Here is a 9,425-nt window from a genome sequence, read left to right as displayed (position 1 = left end):
CAAAGCTCTTTGGCCCCGATTGCACGCCCGTTCATCGACCAGTTGAGTGCACAGGTCGGCGAGACCGTGCACCTTGCCCAGATGGATGGCGGTCAGGTGCTCTATGTCGACAAGCGCAATGCGGCAGAACCGCTTGAGATGTTCAGTCAGGCGGGCAAGGTCGGTCCGGGATATTGTACTGGGGTTGGCAAGGCGATGATGGCTTTTCTGGCTCCGGATGCGCTGGACGTCGCCCTATCGCAGCAAGCGTGGTTCGCACATACGGCACACACGCACACCAGTCGCGAATCGCTTTGCGCTGAATTGGAAGAGATTCGCTCCAAAGGTGTTGCGTATGACCGCGAGGAACACGAGCCGGGCATCATATGTGTGGCCGCCCCAATTCTTTCAGATACAGGTCGCTCGATCGGCGCATTGAGCGTCACCACATCCACCGCGCGCAAATCCCTGGCCGATCTGGGCCAGCTTGCGCCGCATCTTCAATCCACTGCGCGCGATATCGCGAGTGCCGCTGCCAATTGGCAGTTTCCAAGTCAATAAGGGAGGGACACCATGACCGGTGTGACATTGCAAAAGGCCATCAAGAGGTACGGAGCCACACAGGTCATCCATGGTGTGGACCTGACCATCGAAGATGGAGAGTTCTGCGTCTTTGTCGGTCCATCGGGCTGCGGCAAGTCCACATTGTTGCGCATGATCGCAGGTTTGGAGGAAACCAGCGACGGCCAGATCAACATCGGCGCGCGCGATGTGACCCATATGGACCCCGCCGAGCGTGGCGTGGCGATGGTGTTCCAGACCTACGCGCTTTATCCGCACATGACGGTCGAGGAAAACATGGGCTTTGGCCTGAAGATGAACGGCGTCGACAAGGCCGAGATCAAGCGCAAGGTCGATGGCGCGTCGAAGATTCTGAAGCTGGACGAGTATCTGAAGCGCAAGCCCGCCGCCCTGTCCGGCGGTCAGCGTCAGCGGGTTGCCATTGGCCGGTCGATTGTGCGGGGGCCAGAGGTGTTCCTGTTTGACGAGCCGCTGTCGAACCTGGATGCCGAGTTGCGCGTGGACATGCGGGTGGAGATTGCCCGTCTGCACAAGGAGCTGGGCACCACGATGATCTACGTGACCCACGACCAGGTCGAAGCGATGACGCTGGCGGACAAAATCGTGGTTCTGCGCGCGGGCTATATTGAGCAGGTGGGCAGCCCCATGCACCTCTATCAGGACCCGGACAACAAATTCGTAGCCGGATTTATTGGCTCACCCGCGATGAATTTCATCAAGGGCGTGGTGGAAGATGGCGGTGTACGGGTGCCCGGTCTGGCTGACCGCGTGATCCCTACGTCCGTATCCCTGCCCGCAGCAGGGACCGAGGTGACTGTGGGCGTTCGCCCACAGGACATGGGTTTGGAACAGGGCGCATCCGCGATTAAACTGGACATCCGCGAGCGTTTGGGTGGCGTGGCCTATGATTACCTGACCACCCCCACCGGTGAACGTCTGATCGTAGAGTCGCGTGGTGACATGGCGATGGACGAAGGCACCGAAGTGACCGTCAGCTTTGACGATGACCGCGTGATGTTCTTTGACGCCATATCGGAGCAGCGTCTGCGCTAAGACATTTCTGACGCAAAATGGCCGCCATCTGTGTTGCAGGTGGCGGTTTTCTTTTTGCGTTTTGTGAAGGGTCGAACGGGCTGTGAGTATTTCTTCCGATTTGTTTGTTTATTGAAATTTATGACGGATGATATCGGCATAATCATCAAATTAAGTTGAAATAAGAATATATTTCGAACTATTCGGTGCCGTCTTGACCTCTAGCAGCGCCGCGGTACTGCAAAACCTTCATCGCGGATGAAAATGACGCAAGGCGCTCAGAGTCTCTCGCAAACATATGATTCTAAAAGATTTTGCACAGTATCAACCCTGATCGCGCAAATAGTCCATAATCGCCGGTCTGACGCTCATATCCCCCCTGTGGCGCGCATCAGCGATAACTTTGCGCACCTCGTCGAGATTTGACCGTCTTAACAAAGACTTGACCGGACCGATCGACGCCGGGCGCATGGACAGGCTGCGCATGCCTATGGCCGCAAAACACAGCGCCTCAACCGGGCGGCCCGCATCCTCACCGCAGAACGAAAGCGGCGTATCCGTCTGGTTGCAGCGCTCGACGATGCGCTCGATGAAGCTCAGAAACGATACATTCAGCGTGTCATAGCGGCGCCGCACACGCTCATTCTCGCGGTCAGCGGCAAAGAAGAACTGCTTGAGGTCGTTGCCACCAATGGACAGGAATTCCACCTCTTCAAAGAATTTTTGGGGCGAAAAGGCGAGACTCGGGGTTTCCAGCATCGCTCCCACCTTGAGGGCCTCGGGCAGCACATGGCCCAGCCGCGCCTCGCGCTCCATGGCCTTGTCCACCTCGGCGCGGGCACGAGTGTATTCCTCGTACTGAGCCACGAAAGGGAACATGACGGTCAGCGGACGCCCGTTTGCCGCACGGATCAGGGCTTGCAACTGCATCCGCATCACACCCGGCTTGTCCAATCCCACGCGGATCGCGCGCCAGCCAAGCGCCGGGTTGGGTTCGTCGTTGGGCTTCATGTAGGGCAGCACCTTGTCCGACCCAATATCGAGGGTCCGGAACACCACTGGCTTGCCACCGGCGGCATCCAGAACACGCGCATAAAGCGCCGACAGCTCTGACCGCTTAGGCATCTGATTTCGAACAAGAAACTGCAGCTCTGTGCGGAACAATCCGACACCTTCCGCGCCAGACCCTTCCAGCGACGGCAGATCAGCCATCAGCCCGGCGTTCATGTGCAGTGACACAACCGATCCGCAGAGCGTTTCGGCCGCTTTGTCACGAATGGAGGCATAACGCTCAACCGCCGCCGCCTGCATCGCCATCTTGTCGCGGAACGCTGCAACCACCGTATCATCCGGGCGCAAGTGGACGATCCCCTGCTCACCATCCACCATCACGTGATCACCGTTCAGCGCCTCAAGCGTCGCCCGGTCCACATGAACGATCAACGGAATGGCCAGTGCCCGCGCCACGATGGCTGCGTGGCTGCCGACAGATCCAGCTTCCAGAATGATGGCTTTCAGATTGCGGCCATAATCCAACAGTTCGGCTGGTCCGATATTGCGCGCCACAAGGATGGGGTCCGCCGGCATTTCTGCCCCGGTGTCAGCCCCCTGCCCGGTCAGAATGCGCAGCAAGCGGTTCGACAGGTCATCGAGATCGCTTAGCCGTTCCCGCAGGTAGCTGTCCGTCGCCTGCCCCATACGTGCCCGGGCCAGCGATTGTTCCTTTTCCACCGCCGCTTCCGCACTCAGGCCATTGCTGATGTCCTCCTGCATGCGCCGCATCCATCCTTTGGAATTGGCAAACATGCGATAGGCTTCCAGCACCTGGGCCTGTTCCTTGTCAGCGGCCAGCGACAACATCTTGTCGACGCCCACGCGCAACTCCTCCACCGCTTCGGTCAGTCGCTCAAGTTCGCGATGGGGGTCATCGGCGATCGGGTTCGTGACAACGACACGCGGCTCATGCAGCCATATATGCCCTTCGGCCACACCCTCCTGGGCCACGGTGCCCCGCAACATTGCGGGCTGCGAATGGCGCGCGCCCATGGCGGCACCTTCACCGACAAAAGCACCAAGCTCTGCCATCTCGGCCAGAACCATCGCCACAACTTCAAGTGCGTAGACTTCATCGGCAGAAAATTCGCGCGCTTCCTTGGATTGAACCACCAGCACGCCAAGCGACTCGCCCAGCCGTTGGATCGGCACACCGAGGAAGCTGGAAAACACCTCTTCCCCTGTCTCGGGCATATAGCGGAAGCCTCGCGCGCTCGGGGCGTCAGCGGTGTTCACAACCTGCCGACGACGGGCCACGCGGCCGACCAGACCTTCGCCCAAACGCATCCGTGTCTGATGAACCGAATCCGGGTTCAAACCTTCCGTCGCACAAAGCTCAAGCGTTTCTTCATCCCGGAACAGATAGATCGAACACACCTCGCACCCGATGCTGTTCGCAATCAAATGCGTGATCTTGTCCAGCCGCGCCTGGCCCGGGTCATCCCCCGCCATCGCATCGCGCAAGCGGCCCAGCAGCTTACGGCTTTCAGTTTCAAGGCGTTCGGCCATTGCCGCGCTGTCCCCACTTCATTCTGCGACATCAGCTTAGATCACAGCAACGCGCAAAGAGAAACGCCAAAGCGACCTGCCGGCCATCATTATTCCCGCATAGGTAGTATTTGCGCTGCAATCCGCGGCAGCAGGCGTATCAATCCGCCAACTGGGCAACCATCCTGTCTACATAGGCGCTGCACAGGAAAATTCTGCGCCCATTGCGCTGCCAACCAGCCGTTCCGTCACATTGTGCCAGGTCCAGCGTTATGCGGGAGTGCCAATCAATACGGGACAGCATGGTCAGGGCGGTCTCAACCAGTTCGCGATTGGCGATGGCCATTGCTTCCAGATCCGGGTCCGCGCGCAGGCCCACTTCGGTCACGCGCGCTTCCGGGTCGATCCACAGCGGTGCAAGCGTCCGCCGCCAGCTGCGCAACAACTCGGGCGCCATATCAGCGCACATGTCGCGGGTGTCTTCGTCCATCGCATTGCGATCGGCCAGCGCGATGTAGCGCTCCGGATCAAAACCATACAGCAGGCAGATCATACGCCCAGCCAGTTGGGCATCCGGGGGTATTCCGAAAACGGGCCGGGCTGGGCGCCATCGGCGCGATGTTGCGCCGCGCGCGCCTCGATGATCGCTTCGGCACGGTCGGGCAGCGTGAGGTAGATGAACGTGGTGGCAAAATCCTCGGCGATGTCCTCTTCGGGGCCGAGGATGGGTATGTCGAATTCGCGCAAAACGGCGTGACCCGTCTCGTGCGCGATGACATGAAGCAGCGCTTTCCCCACCCGCTCGGGCAAGGTGTTGGCCAAGGCCGGCAACGCAAAAATATAAAGGATCAGGGCGTAGAACGTGCGCAACATAGGACCGTCCCTCGACGTCTCGGTTGCGCTCTACATGGGGGGTCAGGCCGCCTTGTCCAACTCGAACGCATCATGCAGTGCCTGTACGGCCAATTCCATGTACTTGCGGTCGATCAGGACGCTGATCTTGATCTCGGACGTGGTTATGACCTTGATGTTGATGCCCTCTGCGCTCAGACATTGGAACATCTTGGCCGCGACGCCAGTGTGGCTGCGCATGCCGATACCTACGACACTGATCTTGGCGACATCGGTGTCTGCAATCAGTTCGTGAAAATTGATGATCCCTTCGCCCTTAGCCTCGGCCATCGCCTTTTCGGCACGTGCCACCTGGTCGGTGGGGCACGAGAAGGTCATATCCGTCCGCCCCTCTTCCGAGATGTTCTGAACAATCATGTCCACGTTCACCCCCGCATCGCTGAGGGCCGAGAATATGGTGGCGGCGATGCCCGGACGGTCCGCGACCGACACCAGCGTCATCTTCGCCTCGTCCCGGGAAAAGGCCACACCGGCCACGACATTGCTTTCCATGATATCCTCCTCATCGCAGACCAGTGTCCCGGCCTCGTCGGATTGTTCTTCGAAACTGCTGAGCACCCGCAGCTTGACCTTGTAGCGCATGGCCAGTTCGACCGAGCGGGTCTGCAGCACCTTTGCGCCGAGAGAGGCCAGTTCCAGCATCTCTTCAAAGGCGATCTTGTCCAGTTTGCGGGCCTTGGGGCTGACACGTGGGTCGGTGGTATAGACGCCGTCGACATCCGTGTAGATGTCGCACCGCTCAGCCTCGAACGCGGCGGCAAAGGCCACGGCGGTTGTGTCGGACCCGCCCCGACCCAGCGTGGTGATCCGGCCCTCGGGGCTGATGCCCTGAAATCCTGCGACCACGGCCACCCGCATCCCTTCCCCAAACTTGGTGTTGATATTGTCGGTGGGAATTTCCTCGATCCGGGCGCTGGAATGCGAAGAATTGGTTTTCAACGGCACCTGCCAGCCCTGCCAGCTGCGCGCGGGCACGTCCATTTCCTGCAGGGTCAGCGCCATGAGGCCCGCAGTCACATTTTCACCCGACGACACCACGGCATCATATTCGCGGGCATCAAACAGGGGCGAGGTTTCATTGACCCACCCCACCAGCTCGTTGGTCTTGCCGGACATGGCCGACACGATGACGATCACGTCATAGCCTTTTGCCACTTCGACACCCACACGCTTTGCGGCGCGCCGGATGCGGTCCAATGTGGCCACCGATGTGCCACCGAATTTCATCACGAGAACAGGCATGAAAGGCCCCAATTTTCTGTCCGCCCGCCCATATCGCCCAGAGATTGGAGTTGCAAGAACCGCTCCCCCTTCCCTGTTTCAAAAAGTCCCCGCCAGAGGCACATGTCAGGGGCGCCTGAAAAGGCGTCTCTGGATAAAATCGAGCCGCGCGTCAGCGCGTCCTTTCGACAGCAGCCAAAGTGGCAGCGCTTAATATGCGTGGGCGCGCCCGTCCCAGGTTTCAAAACAGCCGGTCGTTTCGTGGTTCAGGGCGGCAAACCGCTCCATCAAACCCGAAACGGCCTCATCCACCGTGATGTCGGCAGCACTGCCCCCCATGTCCGTTTGAACCCAACCCGGATGATAGATGCCCACCGCCACTTCCCCCGCGAGGTCAGAGGCAAGGTTGCGGCCAAGGTTCAGCACGGCGGCCTTGGATGCGCGGTAGATATAGCTGCCGCCCGGTGCTCGGGTGTGCGAGGCCATCTGCGACGAGATGATCGCGATACGCGGCGCCGGTGCCGCCCGCAGGTTGGGCAACAGGGTCTGTATGGTCAGGAACACGCCTGTCACATTCGCCGCAAAGCTTTGTGCCCACAGATCGGGGGCATAGCCGGTGTCAAGATCGTTGCCCTTGTCCAGATAGACACCTGCGTTGCACACCAGCAGGTCAATGGGTTGCCCCTCAAGTTGGGCCGCCATGGCGCGATGATCGAGAGGTTGCGTGACATCCAGTGTCACTTCGGCCCCCGAAGACCGGCCCGTGCCGGTCACGTCATGGTCTTGTGCGCGGTAGGCCTCGGCCAACCCAGCCCCGATACCGCGGGTGGCTCCGGTGATCAGAATATGCATGAAAAATCAGTTCGCTTTGCGTGAGGGGACAAAGGGAAGCGGCGCAACGGGCACGCCATCCTCGATCAGGCGCTTGGCCTCTTCCCGGTTGGCCTCGCCCCAGATCGGGCGATCAGGCTGTTCACCCAGATGCTGTGCCAGTGCCTCGGAGGCAAAGTTACCGCCCACATAGGTGGCGTTCTTTTCGACCGCCTCCCGCATTTGAGAAAGGGCTGCTTCCACCTCGGATGCAGGTTTGCCCAACGCTGCATCGGCCTCAGGCACGTCTTTCGCCGCCTTGCGCGCCGTGGTGACCCGCGGCGCCATGATAGCCTTTTCCACATCTGTGCTACCGCACAAAGCGCACGCCACGTGGCCCGCCGTCTTCAGACTGTCAAAGGCGTCCGCACTGGCAAACCAGCTTTCAAAGTCGTGCCCATCGGCACATTTGAGTGTGTATTTGATCATAGCACGTTACACATATGCGACCCAGCGGCGGCGTCAAAGGCACAAACGTCAGAAATCAGGCCAGAAACCTTGGGTCAAAGTCACGCAGGATGCGCGACAGTTCAGGGGAATCCACCAACTGAGCCGCTTTTTTCCGGCTCACCCATTTGCGCGTGCGTTCGTCCACTTCCGGGTAGTCTTTGGACAGGGACTTGACCCGCACCGCGTAAACCATGGCGGCCACCGGCAGCCCATCATCACCGCCCATATGCTTGTTGTAGGAAAACATGCCCAACGGGCGCTGATCAGCGCGGCCTAGCACACCCGCTTCTTCCCACGCTTCCTGTGCCGCGCTGTCCGCCGGCGTTTGACCGTCCATTGGCCAGCCTTTTGGAATGATCCAACGCCGCGTCCGGCGAGAGGTAACCAAAAGGACCTGCACCTTATCGTTCTTGATACGATAACACAGCGCCGCGAATTGCGTGCGCACATCTGCTTTCTTGGCGCGTCCCAGCGAAAGGGGAAGCTGCTTAATCATCGGGGCCGTCACTGCCCTGCCCTCCGTTATTCCGAGTTTTATACTGGAATTAACCAAGAAACACCAGTTTCGGTGCTTAACTACCCACCGTAACGTGAAAAAAGTGTTACATACGGTAGCAACAACGCGGCTGGACCAGACTGCTTTTGGACTTGAGCGCAAGCCTCCATTGCCCAATAGTTCCACCCGATGAAAACTCCAAGATGGATCAAGGGTTTGTCCCTCGCGTGCGCGACGTGGGTCACAGCAACCGCCAGTGCCGCAGACACCGTCCGCGTCTTTGCAGCCGCTTCGTTGCAGGGTCCGCTTGATGAGGTGGCCGAGGCGTGGAACGACGAGGTTGTCATCAGCTACGGCGGCAGCGGCGCAATCGCGCGTCAGATCAGCCAGGGCGCCCCCGCAGATGCCGTGATCCTCGCCAACGCGGCGTGGGCCGATTGGCTGTCTGGGGGCGGCCATGCGTCCGATGCCGGACAAATACTGCTTTCAAACACTTTGGTCATTGTTGGACCTATCGGCGCGACTGCTCTGCCAGATGCAACAGCAGAAACCATCCTCACACGGCTCAACGGCGGACGGCTCGCCATGGGTCAGCATATGTCCGTACCTGCAGGGATTTATGCGCAAGCATGGTTGGAGGGTATAGGCGCATGGACCGCAATCCGCCCAAATCTGGCCGAAACCGAGAATGTCCGTGCCGCTCTGGCCCTCGTCGCGCGCAAAGAGGCACCGTTGGGCATCGTCTATGCCTCTGACGCGGTCGCAAGCGATGACGTGTCCGTGGTATTCGAAGTGCCTGTCGATGCCCACCCGCCTATTCAATACCCGGCCATCGCCCTGACCCCCATCGGGTCCGCCTTTCTGGATCATGTCGCAGCACAGTCCGACAGTTTCACCGCCGCCGGGTTTCGCCTGCCATGATGCTGGATGAAGCCGGATGGACCGCCCTACGCCTGTCACTGCTGGTTGGTGTGACCGCCACGCTGCTGGCGTTGCCCTTGGCCATCTGGATTGCTTGGGTGCTTGCCCGTCGGGACTTCTGGGGTAAATCGGTGCTGAACGCGTTGGTCCACCTGCCTCTGGTTCTGCCTCCTGTTGTCACCGGATACCTTCTGCTTCTGTCTTTTGGCCGTAACGGCCCTGCCGGGCGCTTTCTGGAAGAGACCTTTGGCCTTGTTCTGGCGTTCCGGTGGACCGGCGCCGCGCTGGCAGCCATGGTCATGGGCTTTCCCCTGATGGTCCGTGCCATTCGCCTCGCGATCGAGGCCGTGGATCCCAAGATTGAGGATGCGGCGCGCACCCTTGGCGCCCCCGGTTGGGCTGTCTTCGGATCTGTCACCCT

At 59.9% G+C, this 9,425-nt stretch carries 11 protein-coding genes; 4 read left to right on the top strand and 7 right to left on the bottom strand.

All coding sequences use genetic code 11. The features are described 5' to 3' along the window. A partial coding sequence (locus AC6RA8_RS08040) for an IclR family transcriptional regulator (protein WP_500351852.1) occupies positions 1-540 on the top strand: 540 nt, incomplete at its 5' end. 12 nt (positions 541-552) lie between these two features. Next, positions 553-1,614, top strand: a complete 1,062-nt coding sequence (locus tag AC6RA8_RS08035; protein WP_500351850.1) for an ABC transporter ATP-binding protein — start codon at positions 553-555, stop codon at positions 1,612-1,614. Between the two features lie 303 nt (positions 1,615-1,917). Here the strand turns inward: AC6RA8_RS08035 and ptsP are convergent, their stop codons facing one another. The 7 genes from ptsP to AC6RA8_RS08000 all read right to left on the bottom strand — a co-directional run bounded on the left by ptsP (position 1,918) and on the right by AC6RA8_RS08000 (position 8,083). Continuing rightward, positions 1,918-4,155 (bottom strand): phosphoenolpyruvate--protein phosphotransferase, encoded by a 2,238-nt coding sequence (gene ptsP, locus AC6RA8_RS08030; protein ID WP_500351848.1) that lies wholly within the window; start codon positions 4,153-4,155, stop codon positions 1,918-1,920. Between the two features lie 139 nt (positions 4,156-4,294). Next, the gene (locus AC6RA8_RS08025) at positions 4,295-4,687 is read right to left on the bottom strand and encodes a hypothetical protein (protein ID WP_500351847.1); all 393 of its coding nucleotides are present in this window, start codon (positions 4,685-4,687) and stop codon (positions 4,295-4,297) included. After that, positions 4,684-5,007, bottom strand: a complete 324-nt coding sequence (locus AC6RA8_RS08020; protein ID WP_500351846.1) for a DUF4344 domain-containing metallopeptidase — start codon at positions 5,005-5,007, stop codon at positions 4,684-4,686. Before AC6RA8_RS08020 ends, AC6RA8_RS08025 begins: the two co-directional genes overlap by 4 nt. Positions 5,008-5,049: 42 nt before the next feature. Further along, positions 5,050-6,288, bottom strand: coding sequence for an aspartate kinase (locus AC6RA8_RS08015; RefSeq protein WP_500351844.1), 1,239 nt, complete (start codon positions 6,286-6,288; stop codon positions 5,050-5,052). A 189-nt stretch (positions 6,289-6,477) separates the two neighbouring features. Next, the gene (locus AC6RA8_RS08010; RefSeq protein ID WP_500351842.1) at positions 6,478-7,119 is read right to left on the bottom strand and encodes an SDR family NAD(P)-dependent oxidoreductase; all 642 of its coding nucleotides are present in this window, start codon (positions 7,117-7,119) and stop codon (positions 6,478-6,480) included. A 6-nt stretch (positions 7,120-7,125) separates the two neighbouring features. Then, positions 7,126-7,566 (bottom strand): DUF1178 family protein, encoded by a 441-nt coding sequence (locus AC6RA8_RS08005; RefSeq protein ID WP_500351841.1) that lies wholly within the window; start codon positions 7,564-7,566, stop codon positions 7,126-7,128. Positions 7,567-7,621: 55 nt separating this feature from the next. Beyond that, positions 7,622-8,083, bottom strand: a complete 462-nt coding sequence (locus AC6RA8_RS08000; protein ID WP_500351839.1) for an NUDIX hydrolase — start codon at positions 8,081-8,083, stop codon at positions 7,622-7,624. 189 nt (positions 8,084-8,272) lie between these two features. On the opposite strand from AC6RA8_RS08000, the gene modA reads away from it, so the two are divergent. Continuing rightward, positions 8,273-9,004, top strand: a complete 732-nt coding sequence (gene modA, locus AC6RA8_RS07995) for a molybdate ABC transporter substrate-binding protein (protein WP_500351837.1) — start codon at positions 8,273-8,275, stop codon at positions 9,002-9,004. After that, positions 9,001-9,425, top strand: a 425-nt coding sequence (locus tag AC6RA8_RS07990) for an ABC transporter permease subunit (protein ID WP_500351835.1), incomplete at its 3' end; no start/stop codon positions are given. The genes modA and AC6RA8_RS07990, both read left to right, overlap by 4 nt.

The organism is Tateyamaria sp. (assembly GCF_059783535.1).
This window is presented reverse-complemented; position numbering and strand designations above follow the sequence as displayed.

Bases quoted from the DNA above. Each gene is read 5' to 3' on its own strand.
- AC6RA8_RS08035 (WP_500351850.1), top strand. From the start codon at position 553: ATGACCGGTGTGACATTGCAAAAGGCCATCAAGAGGTACGGAGCCACA.
- ptsP (WP_500351848.1), bottom strand. From the start codon at position 4,155: ATGGCCGAACGCCTTGAAACTGAAAGCCGTAAGCTGCTGGGCCGCTTG.
- AC6RA8_RS08025 (WP_500351847.1), bottom strand. From the start codon at position 4,687: ATGATCTGCCTGCTGTATGGTTTTGATCCGGAGCGCTACATCGCGCTG.
- AC6RA8_RS08020 (WP_500351846.1), bottom strand. From the start codon at position 5,007: ATGTTGCGCACGTTCTACGCCCTGATCCTTTATATTTTTGCGTTGCCG.
- AC6RA8_RS08015 (WP_500351844.1), bottom strand. From the start codon at position 6,288: ATGCCTGTTCTCGTGATGAAATTCGGTGGCACATCGGTGGCCACATTG.
- AC6RA8_RS08010 (WP_500351842.1), bottom strand. From the start codon at position 7,119: ATGCATATTCTGATCACCGGAGCCACCCGCGGTATCGGGGCTGGGTTG.
- AC6RA8_RS08005 (WP_500351841.1), bottom strand. From the start codon at position 7,566: ATGATCAAATACACACTCAAATGTGCCGATGGGCACGACTTTGAAAGC.
- AC6RA8_RS08000 (WP_500351839.1), bottom strand. From the start codon at position 8,083: ATGATTAAGCAGCTTCCCCTTTCGCTGGGACGCGCCAAGAAAGCAGAT.
- modA (WP_500351837.1), top strand. From the start codon at position 8,273: ATGAAAACTCCAAGATGGATCAAGGGTTTGTCCCTCGCGTGCGCGACG.